The sequence below is a fragment of the Haloarcula argentinensis DSM 12282 genome (assembly GCA_000336895.1).
Classification (GTDB): domain Archaea; phylum Halobacteriota; class Halobacteria; order Halobacteriales; family Haloarculaceae; genus Haloarcula; species Haloarcula argentinensis.
Genome location: AOLX01000005.1, coordinates 102,987 through 122,026, shown reverse-complemented (window position 1 = coordinate 122,026; position 19,040 = coordinate 102,987). Strand labels below are relative to the sequence as shown.

14 protein-coding genes are annotated in these 19,040 nt (G+C 61.1%); 7 read left to right on the top strand and 7 right to left on the bottom strand.

The window, feature by feature from the left end:
• Nucleotides 1–124: 124 nt before the first annotated feature.
• Both folP and C443_RS01250 read left to right on the top strand, forming a co-directional pair.
• The gene (gene folP / locus C443_RS01255) at nt 125–2,524 is read left to right on the top strand and encodes a dihydropteroate synthase (RefSeq protein WP_005533029.1); all 2,400 of its coding nucleotides are present in this window, start codon (nt 125–127) and stop codon (nt 2,522–2,524) included.
• A 25-nt stretch (nt 2,525–2,549) separates the two neighbouring features.
• Nucleotides 2,550–2,783, top strand: a complete 234-nt coding sequence (locus C443_RS01250; protein ID WP_005533027.1) for a hypothetical protein — start codon at nt 2,550–2,552, stop codon at nt 2,781–2,783.
• Nucleotides 2,784–2,895: 112 nt separating this feature from the next.
• On the opposite strand, the gene C443_RS01245 is transcribed toward C443_RS01250, so the two are convergent.
• Nucleotides 2,896–3,327 carry a hypothetical protein gene (locus C443_RS01245; protein WP_005533024.1) on the bottom strand — a complete coding sequence of 144 codons (432 nt, stop codon included), beginning with the start codon at nt 3,325–3,327 and terminating at the stop codon, nt 2,896–2,898.
• A 105-nt stretch (nt 3,328–3,432) separates the two neighbouring features.
• Between C443_RS01245 and C443_RS01240 the strand changes: the two genes are divergently transcribed.
• Complete coding sequence (locus tag C443_RS01240; protein ID WP_005533022.1) at nt 3,433–4,041, top strand: hypothetical protein; 609 nt, start codon at nt 3,433–3,435, stop codon at nt 4,039–4,041.
• Between the two features lie 73 nt (nt 4,042–4,114).
• On the opposite strand, the gene C443_RS01235 is transcribed toward C443_RS01240, so the two are convergent.
• Nucleotides 4,115–5,875, bottom strand: a complete 1,761-nt coding sequence (locus C443_RS01235) for a BCCT family transporter (RefSeq protein WP_005533020.1) — start codon at nt 5,873–5,875, stop codon at nt 4,115–4,117.
• 408 nt (nt 5,876–6,283) lie between these two features.
• Between C443_RS01235 and C443_RS21380 the strand changes: the two genes are divergently transcribed.
• Entirely contained in the window at nt 6,284–6,445 is a 162-nt protein-coding gene (locus C443_RS21380; RefSeq protein ID WP_005533017.1) for a hypothetical protein, read from the top strand.
• 6 nt (nt 6,446–6,451) lie between these two features.
• Here C443_RS21380 and C443_RS01230 read toward each other — a convergent pair whose 3' ends face one another.
• The 4 genes from C443_RS01230 to C443_RS01215 form a co-directional block, all read right to left on the bottom strand.
• Nucleotides 6,452–6,895 carry a universal stress protein gene (locus C443_RS01230; RefSeq protein WP_005533015.1) on the bottom strand — a complete coding sequence of 148 codons (444 nt, stop codon included), beginning with the start codon at nt 6,893–6,895 and terminating at the stop codon, nt 6,452–6,454.
• A 90-nt stretch (nt 6,896–6,985) separates the two neighbouring features.
• A complete protein-coding gene (gene ilvA, locus C443_RS01225) occupies nt 6,986–8,248 on the bottom strand; it encodes a threonine ammonia-lyase (protein WP_005533013.1) in 1,263 nt (420 codons plus the stop codon).
• Between the two features lie 56 nt (nt 8,249–8,304).
• Nucleotides 8,305–10,857, bottom strand: a complete 2,553-nt coding sequence (locus C443_RS01220) for a GcvT family protein (protein WP_005533011.1) — start codon at nt 10,855–10,857, stop codon at nt 8,305–8,307.
• Nucleotides 10,858–11,074: 217 nt separating this feature from the next.
• On the bottom strand, nt 11,075–13,645 hold the full coding sequence (locus tag C443_RS01215; RefSeq protein WP_005533008.1) for a GcvT family protein: 2,571 nt from the start codon (nt 13,643–13,645) through the stop codon (nt 11,075–11,077).
• 360 nt (nt 13,646–14,005) lie between these two features.
• Between C443_RS01215 and C443_RS01210 the strand changes: the two genes are divergently transcribed.
• The 3 genes from C443_RS01210 (at nt 14,006) to C443_RS01200 (ending at nt 17,227) form a co-directional block, all read left to right on the top strand.
• The gene (locus C443_RS01210) at nt 14,006–14,962 is read left to right on the top strand and encodes a succinylglutamate desuccinylase/aspartoacylase family protein (protein ID WP_005533006.1); all 957 of its coding nucleotides are present in this window, start codon (nt 14,006–14,008) and stop codon (nt 14,960–14,962) included.
• A gap of 138 nt (nt 14,963–15,100) precedes the next feature.
• Nucleotides 15,101–16,288 carry a hypothetical protein gene (locus C443_RS01205; protein WP_005533004.1) on the top strand — a complete coding sequence of 396 codons (1,188 nt, stop codon included), beginning with the start codon at nt 15,101–15,103 and terminating at the stop codon, nt 16,286–16,288.
• A gap of 78 nt (nt 16,289–16,366) precedes the next feature.
• Nucleotides 16,367–17,227, top strand: coding sequence for a methylenetetrahydrofolate reductase (locus tag C443_RS01200; protein WP_005533001.1), 861 nt, complete (start codon nt 16,367–16,369; stop codon nt 17,225–17,227).
• 294 nt (nt 17,228–17,521) lie between these two features.
• On the opposite strand, the gene C443_RS01195 is transcribed toward C443_RS01200, so the two are convergent.
• The gene (locus C443_RS01195) at nt 17,522–18,898 is read right to left on the bottom strand and encodes an aminomethyltransferase (RefSeq protein WP_005532999.1); all 1,377 of its coding nucleotides are present in this window, start codon (nt 18,896–18,898) and stop codon (nt 17,522–17,524) included.
• Between the last annotated feature and the right edge of the window lie 142 nt (nt 18,899–19,040).

Genomic DNA, 19,040 nt, shown 5'->3' with positions numbered 1-19,040 from the left:
GTTACGGCCTAAGGTTCAGTATTAGGCGTTTTCACCTGAGCTGGTAGCATTACAGCGGAACGCGCGAGTAAGCCAGATTCGCCCTGGCGATACATTAATCAGGCCACCGGTGACCAATTATGGTATGCAGTACCACGAGTCGGCGGACTACCTGCAGTCGCTACAGCGTCGTCGGCCCAAGTTGGGAACCGATACGACGGCGCGGATGCTCTCACATCTCGGTGACCCGGACGACAGTTTCGACAGCGTGCAGATCGCCGGATCGAACGGAAAGGGAAGCACCGCCCGGATGACCGAGAGTGTGCTCAGAGCCGCCGGGCTAGATGTCGGCCTGTTCACGTCGCCAGGGTTGAACGGCTTCCGGGAGCAGATTACTGTCAACGGCGGTCGGGTACCGAAAGAGCGGGTGACAGAGTTCGTCGAACAGATAGCGCCCTGTATCGACCAACTGGCTGCCGAGGACGACAAACCGACGCATTTCGAGGTCCTCACCGCCCTGGCGCTCTATCACTTCGATGTCGAGAACGTCGACGTCGCGGTGCTGGAAGTGGGCATCGGCGGCCGCTACGACGCCACGAGCGCGGTCGATCCCGTCGCAAGCGCCGTCACCAGCATCAGTTTAGAACACACCGACCTGCTTGGCGACACGATCGAGGAGATCGCCCGTGACAAAGCACAGGTCGCGCCGCGGGACGCTCCGCTCGTGACGGGAACGACCGGGGCCGCTCTCGACGCGGTTCAGGAGACGACCGATACCATCACCGTGGGCGGCGACGACGCCGATGTCACCGCCATCGAGAACGGCATGCGCTCAGCTATCGAGAACCGTATCTCTCTCACTGGGCCGGACTGGGCCCTCGAATCGAACCTCAAGCTGCTTGGCCAGCATCAGGCGGAGAACGCCGGCGTCGCCGCGGCGCTGGCCCAACAACTCACCGACGTGGACACCGAAACCATATCAGAGGGGCTTCGGGCCGTGACACTGCCGGGCCGGTTCGAGATCCGGTCGACGGACCCGATGGTCGTCCTCGATGGCTCCCACAACCCCGGTGCGATGGAGACGCTGACAGCACTCATCGAGCGCTACGAGTACGACGACCTCCACGTGGTCTTTGCCGCGATGAAGGACAAAGAGTACCAACGGATGATTGCGACGCTCCCGGCCGTCGAGACGGCCTTTACTGCGCGCCCGGAAGGCGACCGAGCCGCGAGCACCGAATCGCTTGCTGGCGCGTTCACGGGCCAGGCAGCCCAGATACAGCAGGTCGAATCCGTTCCCGAGGCCACCGAACGGGCGATAGCTGCGGCCGGCCCGGACGACTTCGTGCTCGTAGCCGGGTCGCTCTACGCAGCTGCCGAAGCTCGGGACCGATGGAGCCGGTTGGTCGTTCCCAAAGAGAACCTCACGCGGGCGCCGACAGGGGAAATTGCTGGAGCCGAAAGTAATCCGGAAATCCGTCAGCAGGTGCTTTCGGTCACGTTGCGGCGCGACCAGGCAGGCGTCGTCAAACAGGAGTTCGAGGACTGCGGCGGCACCTGTACCTGTTCGACTGTTGGCATGCCGGAGAAGCTCGTCGATACGACACTGTCGGGGACGCAGCGACAGCTCCGACAGCTCATCGAGCGGCTGTCTTCGGCGGGGCTGGGGCTTGGTCGGCTTGCGACACAACTCGAAGGAAGGCTGTCTGAGAGGTCGTTTCCGCCGCCGTTCGACACTGAATCAGCGGCCGTGATGGGAATTCTCAACGTCACGCCGGACAGTTTCTACGACGGCGGCGAGTACAACCGCCGCGACCTCGCGGTCAATCACGCGAAACAGATGATCGAATCCGGGGCGGATATCGTCGACATCGGCGGTGAGAGCACGCGCCCCGGGGCTGACCCCGTGTCCATCGAAACGGAGATCGACCGCGTGGTGCCCGTTATCGAGGCCGTGTCCTCGCTCGACACGACTGTCTCCGTAGATACCCGAAAGGCCGCCGTCGCTAACGCAGCGCTGGAGGCCGGTGCCGATATCGTCAACGACGTGTCGGGGCTGTCGGACCCCGAGATGCGGTTCGTGGTTGCCGACCACGATGCGTCCGTCATTCTGATGCATAGTCTGTCCGCGCCAGTGGACCCGGATCGAACTGTGACCTACGACGATGTTGTCGATGACGTACTTCGAGACCTCACGGAACAGATACTGCTCGCCGAGCAAGCCGGCATCGACCGCGAGCAGGTCATCGTTGATCCCGGCTGTGGGTTCGGAAAGAACGCCGCCGAATCGTTCGAACTCGTCGACCGCCTCCACGAGTTCCACGCGCTCGGCTGTCCGGTGCTGGTCGGGCACTCCCGGAAGTCAATGTTTGCCGATATGAGCGGCGCAGGAGCGGACAGGCTGCCGCCGACGCTGGCAACGACAGCGCTGGCCGCCGAACGTGGGGCTGACGCCATCAGGGTCCACGACGTCTCCGAAAACAACGCCGTACTCAGGACGGTTTCAGCGACGGCAGTTCGGACATCTAACCTTCGACAACAGTGATACCTGTGCAGCCCCAAGAACGTGTATGGTACAGTTTCCGGTTCAGCTCGGCTCGGGTCTGCTCGAGTCCGTCGGGCAGGTGGCAGCAGTCGCTGGAACCGTCGTCCTCCTGCTGATACTTGTCGGTCTGGGTGCCTTCGCGTACAAGAGCCTCGTCGGAGACGGCATTCGCTGGCCCGATGAGCGAGACGAGGCGGACAGTGAGAAGGACGACGGCGTCGTGCAGGGGAGCCGTGAGGACGACTGGAAGTATTACTGACGGCAGAATCCCACTGGCGTGTTGGAACTGGATACGCTATTGATTTCGTAGTCGTTTCGAAGCAACGCACAGCCTGCCGAACGGCCGCAGTGTGATCGGTGTAACCATTGTCTCAATCGGCACCAGTGTCGTAGGAGTGTTCGAACTCCCAGTGGTACCGACAGTCCGTACAGGTCGCCCACTCGGGGATGTCGAACCGCTCGGGATGTCGCTGACCGTGTTCCATTCGGCTTCGACAGACTGGGCACGTGAGATACAGGAGCTTCAGGTCGGCGAACTCGTCGTGGCTGTACTCGCCGATACACCGCGGGCAGTCGATGCTGTCACGCGCGTTGTGCTGGAAGATCTCCGATTCGCATCGCGGACATTCGACAGTCGCCGGCGGCCGTCTTGCCCATCCGATGTCACCGTCGTACGTCGTCGTTGCCGTATCCATGCTCGACAGCCTGAATTTGTTCGGCCCGTCGCTCCGCCGAAGTGGTGCGGCGACCCGCTTGCCGACCCAGACAAGCTTCGAGAGCAGAACTGCGAGCCATCCAGACACAATATTATAGTAGTTTTCTGACGGCTTAAATTTCCGGGCAGTGCCGGCGCTGACCCGGTAGTGTACGGTCGATAGGTTTTCACGGTGACCCACGGTATGTGGAGTATGAGTTGTGACGCAGTTGCCAGTGTCGCGCCGACCGTCCCGGGACTGGCGGCAACCATTTGGGACCCCGTTGTGGGACAGCTCGTGCCCGGCGTTGGCACCGAACTGTCCAAGCCGATTCGCGGGCTCGTCTCGTTCGTCCTCGTGCTCATGGGCGGTGCATTGGTACTCCGGCTACGGCGGAACTACGTCGACGAGTCTATCAACGCGATTTTGGACAGCCCGGCGATGGCTGTCCTCTACGGCATCGCTGGATACGTGATCGTCGCTATTGTCGGCCTCTACGGGGCAACGACGCTGGCCCGTCTCAGCGTCGCTGGCGGGGTGTTCGTCCGTATTGTGATTCTCATCAGTAGCGCGTTCGTCTTGGTTCTCACAAGCTTCGGGTTTCTCGTCGTCGGCACGCTCCTCACTGGCATTTTGCGCAACCGACAACCGGCGCTGGGGCTGCTCATCGGAGCATCTCTCAGCGCTGTCTCATGGATACTGCTTTCACCCGCCGGCAGTATCGTGTCTAGCCTTGCCATCGCCGCGTTCGGAATCGGGGGCTCCGCCCGGGTCTGGATACACTCTGAACGGACGGTCGAAACAGAACTGGGTGGCCGGTAGCGTGAACGGTTTCACCCGCTATTGGCGATAGCGTCCCACCGGTCGCGTCGGAAAACGCCAAAACGAGAGCGCTTCAGTCGGTGCCTGTCGCCGTGTCGTCTCCCGGGTCGGAGATATCCGTTACCATCTCGTCGCCAGAGGTTACGACGTCCACGTCGTCCCGTTCAGAGAGGTCCTGAATTGTCTCTGCGAACTCTTCGGATTCGAGTATCTGGTACTCGTTGTCAAGCCCCAGATACACCGTGTAACACATCAGACACAGAATGAGCGCGAACGGGAGCCCTGTGGTGATTGCAGCTGTCTGGAGCGCCGTCAGCCCACCACCGATGAGCAAGATCGACGCGACAAGCCCCTCAGTGAGGGCCCAGAAGATCCGCTGCGTTCGTGGAACGTCGTGTTTTCCGCCTGAGGTCAGGTGGTCAATGACCAGTGATCCGGAGTCGGACGACGTGACGAAGAACGTGATGACCAGAAGCGTTGCCAGCAGTCCACTCACCACGCCAAGCGGGAACTGCTCCAGCAGGGCGAACATCGCGACGGTCTGACCGACCTCGTTGTACGTCGCCAGTGCCTGCCCGTTGCCCGCCAGAGAGTTGAACATCGCGCTGCCGCCGAACACTGACAACCAGAGCGTCGAGAACATCGACGGAAGGAACAGGACACCCAGGACGAACTCCCGGACGGACCGGCCCTTCGAAATGCGCGCGATGAACATCCCGACGAACGGCGACCACGCAATCCACCAGCCCCAGTAGAACACTGTCCATGCGGTGGGGGTCCCGTTCGCCGCTTCGTTGAGCGTCCCGGTGAAGAACCCGAGCGCGAGGATGTTCCCGAAGTACGCGCCGAGCCCCTCGGTCCACGTCCCGAAGATGTACACCGTCGGGCCCACGATGACGAGGAACCCGAGCAGTGCGAACATCAGGTAGAGGTTCAGCGTACTCAGCCGCTTGACTCCGCCGTCAAGCCCCGCCGCGACCGAGAGGGTCGCGATGAGCGTGATCCCCGCGATGAGGGCGACCTGCGGCCAGGTCCCTGTCGGGATACTTACCGCACCAAGCATGTCACCGCCCACGTAGGAGAGTCCCGTGTTGACCTGTGCGACACCGAGTCCCAGCGAGGTCGACAGCCCGAACAGCGTCGCAAACACCGTCACGAGGTCGATGATGTGGCCCGGCCAGCCGTAAATCCGCTCGCCCAGCAGGGGCCAGAATATCGACCGGAAGGTGAGCGGGAGCCCCCGGTTGAACGAGAAGAACGCGAGGCCGAGTCCCACCAGGCCGTACACCGCCCACGGGTGAAAGCCCCAGTGGAAGAACGTCTGTGCCATCGCGGCGGACGCCGCCGCGCCGGTTCCGGCTTCGGCCCCGAAGAAGCTCGGGGGGTTCTGGAAGTAGTACAGCGGTTCCGAGACGCTGAAGAACATGAGGCCGATGCCCATCCCGGCGCTGAACAACATCGCCATCCAGGAGAAGTCGCTGAACTCCTTTTCGGCCTCGACGCCGCCGATTCTGATATTGCCGTACTTGCTGAACGCGAAGTACAGCAGTGTGATGATGAACACGTTCACCGCCAGCAGGTAGAACCAGCCGAAGGTGTCTCCGATAGTGTTGAACAGCCACGTGTACGCCGAGGCTGCAGTGTCTCCCAGCAGTATCGTCACCGCGATGAACAGCGCAATTATCACTAGCGCCACCGGGAATACTACTGGATGGATGTCGAAGCCGGCCGCCTGGATGTTCGTATCACCTGGCTCGCGGTCGGACTCCGGGTGGAACAACTCGACCTGAAGCCCGTCCGACATTTCGCCGGTCTGCTCGTCACTGTCTGCCATACGTTACCCCTCTCGAACGCGGTACTGGTCTGTGTTGTCTCATTGTCGTAGTCGCAGTCTTGCGCTGTCGTAGTCCGCCGCCACCGTCATGCCAGCGACATCCCGGCGTAGCACGTCTGCAGCGTTCGTGTCCTGTTTGACTCACTGTACTCGTCCGGACGGGCACGGCATGCCCACAGTTCGACGGATTTTATGTGCTACTCAGTCTCATACTTATGCAGTAATGCAACTCTAATAAAACTTCACCTTAGACCCGAATATATGACCGAATGAAGCGTTGTACTGTTGTTACCTGCCAAATAGTTATGCAATATAACATATTGTGGTTTCCCGGTCACTGTTTACCTGTTCGGTACCCTCCCAGCGTGGGACGCGCGTATTTATTTCGGATTCCTACATACAGCCAGTATGGCACGGCTACTGGCGACAGGGGCAGCCGCGGTGGCAGCACTGCTGATGGGCGTCGGCCTGGTCGGAATGACAGTCGGCGACTTCCGGCTCGCAGGGTTCAGTTTCCTCAGCGCCAGCCTGGTGATCTACATACGTGAGACGCGACTGATAGACGCATAGCGGGTGTCAAATGTCGTTGACGCTCATCCGCTGACTGATGACCGGAACGCTCGACGTCCGGACCACTTTATCTGTTGTCCCACCGAGCAGGTTCCCGAGTTTCCCGCGGAACGCCGATCCCAGGACGATCGCGTCCATGCCTTCGTCTTCGGCAAACTCGACGATTTCCTCGCTTGGTGCGCCGGTTTTGAAATGCGTCTCGTAGTCGACGCCGTGCTCTTCGGCGACGTTCCCGAGATTCGCCAGCACCTCCTCCCCGTAGGCCCGATACTCCTCACGCATCTCCTCCTCGTCGTCTCTGAGGGCGAGTGCGCGCGGCGTGCCCGGCAGGTCTATTACGTACAATGCATGGACTGTCGCGTCGAGCGCAGCGGCGAGTTCGATGCCGTGTTCTGCCCCTCTCCGTGCCTCGTCGCTGCCGTCATACGGGACGAGTATATTGTCGTACATGCTACCTGACTCATGTGTAATTCCCACACACACCTGTTATAGGTTTCCTCGCTCATAGCGTTGATCCGTCGGTCTGGACGCCGATTCCGGTTATACTGCGCCGCTTTTTGCCTCTCGTGCAACGTTGTCGACAGGATAGCCCGCATCGCGTATCGCCGCGATGATACCCTGAGCGTGCTCGGCACCGCTCGTCTCGACGTTGAACACGAGATACGCTTCCCCGATCTCGAGATTCTCGACGGACCGTTCGTGCCGGACGTCGTGGATATTGGCCCCTTGCCGGGCGATAACGCCCGATATTTCCTCCATCACGCCCGGCTGGTCGTCGATGCGAACCCGGAGCTGGAGGAGTTGCTGGCGTTCCGTGAGCGCGTGGATGAGAACCTCACGCATCTGTGTCATGTCGAGGTTGCCACCACAGAGCAGCGGCATCACCGTTTCACCCGATACGTCGAGGCCGTCGCTCAGAACGGCGGCGACGGAGGCGGCTCCGGCACCTTCCACGACCTGTTTGGCCCGTTCCATCAACAGGAGAATCGCCTGCGCGATATCGGTATCTGAAACCGTCACGACCTCGTCGACGTTTGCCTCGATGATGTCGAGCGTGGTCTCCGAGATGCCGCCGGTGGCGATGCCGTCGGCGATTGTATCTACCTCGTCGAGCACGACCGGAATCCCCTTGTCGAGGCTTTCGTGCACCGTCTCCGCGCCGGTCGCCTGCACGCCAACGACGCGCGTCTCCGGTGAGAGGTGTTTGACCGCTGTCGAGACGCCACTGATGAGCCCACCGCCGCCGATGGGAACGATGACCGTGTCGACATCGGGGCAGTCGTGGTACATCTCCGTGCCGAGGGTCCCCTGGCCAGCGATTATGTCCAGATCGTCGTATGCGTGAACGAACTCGGCGTCGGTCTCCTCGACGACCGCTTTGGCGTGTGACATCGTCTCCTGAAAGTCGTTGCCGACCAGTTCGACGCTCCCACCATAGGCCCTCGTGGCGTCTATCTTGGCCTGTGGCGCGTTTTCCGGCATGAAGATCGTCGATTCCGCCCCACATTTCGTCGCGGCGAGGGCGACACCCTGTGCGTGGTTCCCGGCACTGGCGGCGACGAAGGACTCCACGCCGTCGGCGACATCCTGCGAGATTTTGTTGAACGCGCCTCTGGTCTTGAACGACCCTGTCCACTGGAGATGTTCCATCTTCAGGTACACCTCGGCGTCGACGAACTCGCCGAGCGACGTACTCCGTTCGACTGGCGTCTTCTTGACGACTGTGTCGTCGTCCAGACGTTCGCGGGCTCGTTCGATGTCTGTGTATGTGACGGGGAGCGTGTCAGATTCAGTTTGAGTCATATGTTCGTATCGTCGCGGGCCTCATGTCAAAGTTGGTGGGTCAGTGCGCTGTCCTGTCATCTGGTGATGCGCTCCCGAGTCGGATCGAACAGTGGCTCGTCACGCACCGTCGCGTCGTATGTCTCGCCCTCGCACTGTATCTGAACCGACGTTCCGGCTTCGGCGTGTTCAGTCGGGACATACGTATATGCAATCGACTCGTCGATACTGTAGCCGTAGTTCCCGGCCTGCACGTAGCCGATCGCGTCGCCGTTTTTGAGCACTGGTCGCCCACCCAGCATGATATCCGTCGAGTCATCAAGCGTGAGCGGCGTGATTTTGCTGTCGATACCTTCCTCGCGTGCAGTCTCCAGAGCCGCTTTACCGATGAACTCAGTGTCCAGGTCCACGGCGAAGGGGAGCCCGGCCTCGAAGGGGTTCGAGTCCGTGTCGATGTCCGTCCCCCAGAGGCGGTAGCCTTTCTCTAACCGCATAGAACTGAGCGCGCCGCCACCCATCGGTCGGACGCCGAGGTCCTCGCCGGCGTCTTGCAGCGTCTCCCAGAGGCGCTGGCCGTACTCCGTCGGCGCCCACAGCTCCCACCCAAGCTCGCCGACGTAGGAGACTCGTAATGCGATGACAGGAACGTCGCCGACGTACATCTGCTTGGCGCTGAAGTACGGGAAACCATCATTTGTCACGTCCGCGTCAGTACATCGCTGGAGGAGGAGCCGTGCGTTCGGTCCCCAGAGGCCGATTGTGGATTTTGCACCTTCTTCAACATGGACCGACACCGTCGCAGGAGCCTCGTCTTCGAGATGGCCGCCGTGGATACCGGGAGAGTTCCCACCACCGGTCGTCACCATGAACTCCTCGTTATCGAGTTTGACGACAGTGATATCGGCGAGGATGCCGCCGCCCTCGTTCAACAGCAGCGAGTAGCGGACCTGTCCAGTTTCGAGGTCCATATCGTTGCTACAGACCCGCTGGAGGAACGCCTGGCTCCCTTCCCCTTCGACCATGATGGAGCTGAACGTCGTCATGTCGAACATCGACACCTTCTCGCGGGTGTGGAGATGCTCCGCGGCCTCGATTTTCGAGCGGTTGATGCCCTGCCAGCCGTCCTGGTCGGGAATCCGGTCCTCGTACTTCTCGACGAGGTCGGCGTTTGACTCGTACCACTGTGGTGTCTCCCAGCCGCCGCTCTGGTAGAACTCCGCGCCGAGTTCCTTCTGCTGGTGATAGAACGGACTCGTTCGGAGCGTCCGGTGGTCATCGGGTTGCCACCGCGGGTCGACGATGCTGTACACCTGCTCGTAGCGCTTGGCCCCGCGGTCGACGAAGTAGTCCTTCTCGCCCGCGTGGGGTTCGAACCGTCGGACGTGGATACCGCCAGTATCGACCGGACCGGAGGGCAGCCGTGGAACGCCGTTCTCCATCCACTCCGCGAGGATGCGGCCGTAACCCCCGGAGTGGGTCCACCAGATAGCCAGCCCTGTCCAGAGACCGTCAACCTGTGCCGTCTCGCCGACGGCCGGCATCCCGTCGGGCGTGAAGACGAAGATGCCGTTCTCGGTGGCCTCGTATTCCACGTCCTGTGTCGCCGGTAGCAGTTCGTCGAAGGCCTGTTTCGCGGACTTGTCCCGGCCACGGTGGGTTGGCGTCTCCCAGTGTTCTTTCGTGAACCCTCTAACCGATGCCTGGTGTTCCTCGGAGTTCTTGCCCATCGCCTCTGGATCGACCGAGAGCGTCTCGTGGTTGTACGACCCCATCCCGAGCGCGTCACCGTGAGTCCGGAAGTACAGCGAATTGTCCTGATCGCGACCGACGGGCTGGTGTGGCCCTTCGCTCATGTACTCCGCGATAGAGCGGTCCCCCGGAACCTCCAGCCCCGTCGTGTTGTCGCCGACAGAGGACTCGACGCCGGCGAGTTCATCCATCGGCTCGGTGACCACGTACTGATGTTCAACCGGGGCAATCGGAAGGTCAAGCCCAGCCAGCTGGCCGGTCTGGTAGCCCCAGTTGTTCGTCGCAATAACGGCTCGCTCGCAGTCGATGCGGCCCTGTGCGGTCTCGACAGCGTTGATTTCGCCCCCCGAAACGTCCAGATCCGTGACCTCCGTGTTCCCGTAGAACGACGCCGTGGAGTGCTCCATGTACCACTGGAGCGCGGCGATACCGTCGACTCGCCCGTCGGTCGGCGAGTAGTAGCCGCCGAGGATTTCGTCTTCGTCGACCAGCGGGAGGTGTTCGGTAACTTCCTCGGGAGAGAGCAACTGCGGTTCCGGCAGCCCGTAGGAAGTCGCCCACTCGACGCGCCGGCGGAGGAAGTCCATGCGCTCCTCGCTGCGGGCCACTTCGATGCCGCCGACCTCGTCGTAGACACCGGCGTCGGAGAGTAGTCGGCTGGTGTAGTGTGCGGTCTTCGTCTGTATCTTCGACGGCGATGTCTGGAACATGATGCCGGGCGCGTGGACCGACGAGCCGCCGGTGACCGGGAGCGGTCCCTGGTCGATGACGACAACGTCCTCCGCGCCGAGTTCCGTCAGGTGATACGCGACGCTACACCCGACAGCCCCAGCACCAATTACGACAGTATCCGCCTGAGACGGGGGAGTCTCTGTGCTCATGTATCTCGTTTGGGACTGTTTCTGTCACAATCTTAAATACACCGGTGAGCAGACCCGCTTGTAGAAGAGATGTCCGGTTAGAGCGGCCAGAAACCAGCATTTCGCCCGGAATTGGAACGTCTGCTGTCCGTCGGGCAGGGAGCGTAAACGTCGATGCGGGACTGAACCACAGCGTGTTACAATTGCGATAGAACCAGCCGCAGGTCGGAGACCGCTCTCAGACGAGCGGTTCCTCGCGGACAGTCGCGTCGTATCGCTCCCCCTCGTAGAGGATTTCGACGCTCGTCCCCGGTTCGGCGTACTCGGGTGGGAGGTACGTGTAGGCGACACAAGCGCCGACGGTGTAGCCGTACTCGGCGCTGTGGAGATAGCCGATAGTCTCGTCGCCATCGAGAACAGGCTTGTTGTCGAGCACAACGGCGTCCTCGTCGTCGAGAGTCAGACAAGCTACCTTGTGGTCGATGTTGTCGCCGTCGGCGGCCGCCGCGACCGCCTCCTTGCCGATGAAGTCGGTTTCGAGGTCGACGGCCCAGCCGAGGCCGGCCTCGTACGGGTTGTGCTCCGTGTGGAGATCCTTCCCCCAGAGCCGGAACCCCTTCTCGATACGAAGCGAGTTCAGCGCGCCGTTGCCGTACGGGCGAATACCGTACTCCTCGCCGGCCTCCATGATGTGCTCCCAGAGGCGCTCGCCGTACTCCGAGGGCGTGTAGAACTCCCAGCCGAGTTCACCCGCATAGGAGACGCGGAGTGCAGTCACGGGGATGTTCTTCACGAAGAACTGCTGGCTCGTGAAGAACGGGAAGGCGTCGTCGGAGAGGTCGATGTCGGTGACCCTCGACAGGACTTTCCGGGCGTTCGGGCCGGTACAGACCATCGCCGCGAGGCTGGATGTCACGTCGTTGACGACCACGTCGTCGGGGGACTGTTCGCGCACCCACGCGACGTGGTTGTTCCCGACTTCGCGACCCGTCGTCAACAGGAGATAGCGGTCCTCGCCGGTTCGCGTGACCGTGATGTCCGCCCGGACGCCACCGGCCTCGTTGCACATCAGCGTGTACTTCACGTCGCCCACGTCGATGTCCATGTCGTTCGTACAGAGGTACTGGACGAACTCGCCGGCGTCGCTCCCGATGACCTCCATCTTGTTGAATGAGGTCATGTCGTGGAGGCCGACGTTGTTACGCACGTTCAACGCCTCGGCCCCCTCGATTGGTGACCAGTACTTCGCCTCCCAGCCTTCGCGGTCGGGAATCCGGTCGCCGTACTCCGCCAGCAGGTCGGCGTTGGAGTCGAACCAGTGTGGCGCTTCCCAGCCGGCTTCGGCCCACAGTTCAGCGTCGTACTTCTTGTGTGTGTGGTACATCGGGGTTCGGCGGATGTCCCGTTGTTTGTCGGTCCAGACCCACTTGGGGTGCATGATATTGTAGACGATGCGGTATTCCTCGCCGCCGATGTCCCGGGCGAAGTCCCAACTGCCCTCGTGCTCGTCGAAGCGGTTCACGTCGCAGTGTGCGAGATCGATCGGGCCCTCGGGGAGCCGCGGAACGCCGTGTTCCATCCACTCGGCCAGCGCCTTGCCAGCACCGCCGGCGTGCGTGACCCAGATGGCCGCCGCCGTCCAGAGACCGTCGTACTCCTGCACGGGACCCATCACGGGGAGACCGTTCGGTGACTCCGCGAACATCCCGTTGTACTTGTGTTCGAGTTCCTTGCCGGCCGTCGCGGGGAGCAGTTCGTCACTGGCCTGACGCGGCGCCTTGTCCGGCCGGTCCGGATGGGTCGCGTTGTTCATGTGGTAGTCAGTGAACTCGTGGACCGATCCCTGCTCGCCGTCGGGGTCGTTGCCGCCGAGGTCCTGCGGGTCGGGCACGATAGGGTCGTGGTTGTACGAGCCGATACCGTAGGAATCCCCGTGATTCCGGTAGTACATGGCGTTGTCCTGATCGCGGAGAATCGGCCGATCTGGCCCGATGAGCAGTCGTTTTGCCTTCTCACCGGAGACGTTCTCGTAGTTCTCGAACAACGGGTGGTCGGTGATGTCGACCGCGCTGTCTGCCAGTTCATCGAGAGACTCTGTCATCGTGTACTGGTGCTCGACCGGCGTCACCGGCAGGTGCACGTCAAGTTTCTCGCCGAGCTGGCGAGCCCAGATGTTCGTCGCCACCACCACCTCGTTGCACTCGATGCTGCCGTTCTCCGTGACGACAGCCTGTACCGAGCCGTCCTCTGTCTCGACGTTCTCGGTGCGCGTGTGTGGGACGAACGTCGCACCCCTATCCATTGCTTCCCTGGCCAGCGCATCGCAGGCGACGACACCCGAGACCTGCCCGTCCGTCGGGGAGTAGTAGCCACCCTTGATCTGGTCAGCGTCGACCAGCGGGAGGTGTTCGGTGACCTCTTCTGGCGAGAGTAACTGCGGGTCCTCGATACCCCAGGCGTTCGCATACTCGACGCGGCGCTGGAGGAAATCCATGCGCTCATCGCTCCGGGCGACCTCGATGCCACCTGTTTCGTTGTAGGCCTGATGTCCGTCGGCCCCTTCGAGGTCCGAGTACAGCCGCCGGCTGTAGTCCGCAAATTGGCTGAGGACCTTCGGTTCCGCGGTTTGAAACATGATTCCGGGGGCGTGCGTCGACGATCCACCCGTGGTCGGCATCGGCCCCTGATCAACCACCACCACGTCCTCGCGCCCGAGTTCTGTCAGCTGATAGGCGATGTTACAGCCGACGATTCCAGCACCGACGATGACGGTATCGGCCTCGGTCGGCAGGCTATCGGTAGGCTCCATAACTCTGGGTAGAACGTGCTATGGCGTGGCAATATAGTTACCGCCTGGTCCGCCTCCTTTGCAAACTGACATCGAATTATCACGTAGTGTTTCAAAATAACAGGAGTACCATTGTTAATAGATTTGGGCCCCCTGTGGTGATTGTCAGTTCTATTCGAATCCGTCTCATTTCTCGCAACTGTCTGATTGTACTGTCAGTTTATGTGTTAACAAATGCCTACAGCGGTTTCAGCACGATGCTTTCACACCGCTGTATCGGGCAGTGCTGGTATTCCGAAAGAGCATCACAGCATCGCTCCATGCGGCACAGCGGCGCTCCTACTCCCAGCGTTTTTTGTCTGCGCACCGCCAGATACTGCTATGGACTATACCGCCGTCACGCACACGACGACTGACCGACGGCTCGGGAGACTCCCGTCAGGACGAGACGTGTCCGTGGCTGTCCACCAGTACGTCGGCGGCCCCGGACCGACAGTGTACATTCAGGCGGCACAACACGGCATCGAACTCAACGGCCCAGCCGCGCTACGGCGACTGCACGCCCGTCTGACCGACGCAGCCATCGCTGGGACAGTACTCGTCGTCCCGGTAGTGAACCAGCTCGCATTCGACCATCGGTCGTACATGACCCCCGGCGAGTACGACGTGATGAACCCGAACCTGAACCGCGTGTGGCCGGGCGACGAGCGTGGAAGCCTACAGGAGCAGTTTGCCGCTCGGCTGTGGGAACTCGTGAAAGATGCGGACGCAGCGGTGGACCTCCACACCGGCACGGCAGATATGCTGGAACACGTCAGATGTCGGGCGGGCGACCCGGCCGCCGAGCGCCTCGCCGAAGCGTTCGGGACCTCCTACAGGCTTATCGACGGGTCCGAGGACACAGGCGATGACGGCTCTGACGGGACGTTCCGTGCTGCGGCTGCAGAAGCTGGGATTCCAGTTATTACTGCAGAACTATCGAACAGCCGCCGGATAGCACAGGACGCGGTTGCGGCTGGTGTCGACGGGATACAGAACCTCCTGCGCGAGCAGGCAGTCCTCCCGGCGGAGCCGGAGTCGAAGGCGACACAGACGGTACTTCGAAACGATGCGGAGCCGGTCACTGCATCGGAATCGGGACTGTTCGAGTGTCGGCCGGACATCGCCGTCGGCGACACCGTCGACGCCGGGGAGCGACTGGGAACTGTCTACGAACCCTCCTCGTTCGAGCAACAACAGGTCGTCTCAGCGACAGAACGAGGAGTGATATTCTCGCTTGCCAGGGAGTCTGTCGTCGTGAAAGGAGAACGTCTCGCAGGCATCGCAACACCACGATAACCGAGATGTATCCGCGAAGCCGCCCGCGGGCACTGTTTCAGATGTGTGTCGCCAGCCGTAGTTTTGTGGGAGTTTATAAATGGGTTCGGTATTCCACACCTATCTCTACACCATAACGTGTCATAGTCACTCAATGACATGGGACTTCACACCGCTTTCACGGCGCTCGCGGAGGTCATCGATGCGTACGAATCCCGCGGACGGTCTATCAAGACCGTCGAAGCCTCGCCGGCCGACACCGGTGATGCAGTCCTTGATGCGACGGTGGCGATGCCGGTCTCGCTGCGTTCCGGCGGCGGCGCTGACGAGGGTCTCACGCCGGAGACAGCGAGGCTAACCGGGAGTGGGGACCTCGAAGTCACGTTCTCACCGTCGGCCACAGAACTCCCGTCGACCGCTGGTGCCGCACTGTCGATAGGTGATGCCTCAGCGACGGTCACTGACGACGGCTTGCTCCTGACGGTACAGCTGACGATCGACGCCACAGGTGCGCCAGACGAGGCAGCCAGCGTCGACTGTGGGCCTGACCAGGGTGACTCTAGCGATACAGCGACAGCTAGTGCAGTGAGTTCGGCTGGTACCGACGGTGGGTCCTCACTCACCGATGCTGATATCGCGGATTCAGAACCTGTCAGTGAGGGGGGCGAGGGTTCACAGAAAAATCCGCAGTCAGACGGTGCGGCTACCCAGTCTGGTCGCGGGAACGACTCTGGATCCGACCCGTTCGCCGCCGTCCGCGACGACTCCGTGCCACCGTACGAGGACACCGACTACCTACAAGCACTGTACGACGAGTGCGACAACTTCAGAGAAATCGCCGAGCAGATCCAGATGGACGTCTCATCCGAGACAGTCCGACGGTACATGATAGAAGCGGACATCCACGTCCCGAACACGTACGACACCTCCAGTGACGACGAGGAAGAGCCGTCGGTCAACTCAGAAACCTCGGACGAGGACACGAGCCAGTCTGAGGCTATGGATCAGGACGGACAGGTCGATCTGGTCGAACCTGTATCGGCCGAATCAGCCGCGTCCGTCGAAGAGTCGGTCGGTGAGCTTCCAGACGAGCAACTGGTCACCGACGGGATTGGACTCCCGGCTGCTGTCCAACTGCAAGACGTCGCGGACGCAGTCGTCGAATCAGACACGGTGTACGAGGTCCAGCGACGCCTGAGTCTCGACCGTGGCCAGACTCGGGACCTGCTGGAGGAACTCAATCTGTTAGATCTCGTCCTGTGCCGGCTTGCAGACGAACCGGACCACGCTGTCTCCTACGGGACTGTTGCCAGTCGGATCCAGCAGTGTGCGCCTCACAGCGCGTGATAGAAGCGATATCTTATAAACGGGTTCGATGCCCCACCCACAGAGAAAAGTACAGGTACGCCTTATCTCTGGCAACTCATGGCCCTCGAAACACGCACTGTCTCAGACAGTCAGGGTGTCCGGACGCTGCTGACGAGCGCCCGGTTCGAACTGATGCCGTTCGAGAGCTTCGACGAGGAGATTACCCACCTCCCCGACGACGCGACTATCGCGATCACGACCTCGCCACAACTCGGCATCGAGAAGACCGTCGAAAAGACGGAAGAAGCCGCTGCAATGGGGTACGACGTCGTGCCACACATTGCAGCCCGCTACGTGGAAGACCGGGCGCAACTCGAATCGATCGCCGAGCGACTGGAGCAGGCAGGCATCACGGACATCTTCGTTCCAGGTGGCGACCGGGAGGAACCGGCCGGTGAGTACGAGTCAGCACTCGATATGCTCGAAGCGCTTGCAGAGACCGCGTACTCCTTCGAGGAAGTCGGCATCACGGGTTACCCCGAGGGCCACGATTTCATCGACGACGAAACGTTGGCGGAGTCAATGGCACAGAAAGCACCGTACGCGACGTACATCGTCACGCAGTTGTGTTACGACCCGGATACCGTGTTAGAGTGGGTGGAAGACATCCGTGCTCGCGGTATCGAACTCCCGGTCGAAGTCGGTATCCCGGGCGTGATGAACTACCAGCGCCTGATGCAGATATCTCAGAAAGTCGGCGTCGGTGACTCGATAAAGTTCCTCAGAAAGACGACGGGCATTCTCGGGTTCGTCAAGCAACTGGTTGGCTCCCGCGGGACCTACAAACCAGACGAACTCATCGATGGCCTCGCGCCCTACGTCGGGGACGACGAGTACAACATCCGCGGCGTCCACATCTACACCTTCAATCAGACGCCCGACACGGAGAAATGGCGGCACAATCGTCTCGACTCCTGACACCGACCTGCGTACTGTCTAGACTCGGGACACCCAGCTACAAGTAGCCTGTTTTCGACCGTCTCGCTGCCAGAGACTGCCAGCGAGCAATACTGTGGCCAGAGATCACCGGCGCAGTCCGGCACAAAACGTGAATTAATAGTTTCCGGGCAGCAGCGCCTATACGGCCGCGAACTCTAGGAGAGAGCGGCATAGGGCTACAACTGTATCAGTGAAAGCCGGGCACGGCAATCGGGACCGTAAAACAGCGGCGAACGAAAGAGGGGTGCGTTGCTGGGACAGCAGGAGTGAGGATTAGTCGTCGCTTTCGGCCTCTTTCCGGGCGTTGAGCTTCGCCTGCTCACGGGCGCTCGGGTTGACAGACTCCTTGAACGGCACCTTTGCGGCGGTGGCGAACACCGGTTCGCCGGGTTCGTCGGCGTACTCGTCGGGGAGATGGATCTGGAACTCTAAGTCCAGCTCCTCATCGTATATCTCGTCGTTGAGCGGCGTGTCAGTGACTTCCTGAATCTTCTCAGCCGGGACAAAGCCCATACCGATGTTGGTCTCCAAGTCCGGGTTCCACCATGGAGAGGTGAGGTAGCCACATTCCTCGCCCGTGTCCGGGTCGGAGATGAGCCAGAAGTCGGGGGCGTAGTCACGGATCGGTTCGCCAGCGATCTTCAGGCCGATGAGTTTGTGTTCGAACGGATAGTTGCCGTTTTCGATCTGTTCTTTCTGTTCTTCGAGAACCTCTTTGCCGATGTAGTCGGCCTCCTTGTCGTCAGGGACGTGATAGCCCAGATTGACTTGGAACGGCGAGGTCTCGTGGTCGAGGTCCTGACCCCAGGACATGATGCCGGCGGCGATCCGGCGGTGGTGACCGGGTGCGATCTGGCGACCGTCGTGGTCTTTGACGGACTCCATGACGGGGTCCCAGACCCGTTCGGCGTTTTCCATCGCGTCTTTGACGTAGATTTCGAAGCCCTTCTCGCCCGAGAAGCCGGTCTGGCTGATAAGTACGTCACAGCCGTCGATCTCGGCCTCCATCAGCCCGTAGTAGGGCACGTCTTTGACTTCGTCGCCGACGACGTCGACCATCACGTCGAGCGCCCTCGGGCCCTGGATCTGCATCGGCGCGACGTCGATCTCGTCGATTTCGACGTCGAAGTCGTTGTCGACGTTGACGCCCTGCAGCCACTGCATCAGCGTCGAGTCCGAGATAGAGAACCAGAACTCGTCTTCCTCGGGACGGAGCAACACTGGGTCGTTCAGGACGCCACCGTCTTCGTTGCAGAGGATGACGTATTTCCCGTCCATGGCGTCCATGCCCGTCACGTCCCGAGTGACCACGTAGTTCGTCAGCGCCTCGGCGTCGGGCCCTTTGACCCGAATCTGTCGCTCTACGGCGACATCCCAGAGGGTGACGGTGTTTGTCAGTGCGTCGTACTCCTTCATCACACCGCCGTCCTCGGGCTCGATGAGGCCGCGCGGGTGATAGAGCCGGTTGTAGACGGTTGCCCGCCAGGCACCCTCCTCGTTGAATGACTTGTGGAAGAAGGGGGACTTTCGAACGCGCGTTGACACCAACATCTCGATGTTGGGGTCACCAGTCTGGCGGAGGTTACGGGGGACGGTCCGGTCTGACTGGTCGACACTGGGATGGTTAGGATGTTCCTCGTTACCGGTCATGCCTATGAAAGAAGATGTGAAATACTAATAAAGGGTATTGTTACTTGCTTCTGGGATTTATATAAGGGGGAAACTTTGCCGACAGTGACGATACTCTGAACCGTTGTTTAACAGCTCCAGAGCATGAATATTCACTGGAATA

Coding starts and splice junctions, on each gene's coding strand:
- C443_RS01250 (WP_005533027.1), top strand. CDS start 2,550: ATGGTACAGTTTCCGGTTCAGCTCGGCTCGGGTCTGCTCGAGTCCGTC.
- C443_RS01220 (WP_005533011.1), bottom strand. CDS start 10,857: ATGAGCACAGAGACTCCCCCGTCTCAGGCGGATACTGTCGTAATTGGT.
- C443_RS01235 (WP_005533020.1), bottom strand. CDS start 5,875: ATGGCAGACAGTGACGAGCAGACCGGCGAAATGTCGGACGGGCTTCAG.
- C443_RS21380 (WP_005533017.1), top strand. CDS start 6,284: ATGGCACGGCTACTGGCGACAGGGGCAGCCGCGGTGGCAGCACTGCTG.
- folP (WP_005533029.1), top strand. CDS start 125: ATGCAGTACCACGAGTCGGCGGACTACCTGCAGTCGCTACAGCGTCGT.
- C443_RS01195 (WP_005532999.1), bottom strand. CDS start 18,898: ATGACCGGTAACGAGGAACATCCTAACCATCCCAGTGTCGACCAGTCA.
- C443_RS01200 (WP_005533001.1), top strand. CDS start 16,367: ATGGCCCTCGAAACACGCACTGTCTCAGACAGTCAGGGTGTCCGGACG.
- ilvA (WP_005533013.1), bottom strand. CDS start 8,248: ATGACTCAAACTGAATCTGACACGCTCCCCGTCACATACACAGACATC.
- C443_RS01230 (WP_005533015.1), bottom strand. CDS start 6,895: ATGTACGACAATATACTCGTCCCGTATGACGGCAGCGACGAGGCACGG.
- C443_RS01210 (WP_005533006.1), top strand. CDS start 14,006: ATGGACTATACCGCCGTCACGCACACGACGACTGACCGACGGCTCGGG.
- C443_RS01240 (WP_005533022.1), top strand. CDS start 3,433: ATGAGTTGTGACGCAGTTGCCAGTGTCGCGCCGACCGTCCCGGGACTG.
- C443_RS01205 (WP_005533004.1), top strand. CDS start 15,101: ATGGGACTTCACACCGCTTTCACGGCGCTCGCGGAGGTCATCGATGCG.
- C443_RS01215 (WP_005533008.1), bottom strand. CDS start 13,645: ATGGAGCCTACCGATAGCCTGCCGACCGAGGCCGATACCGTCATCGTC.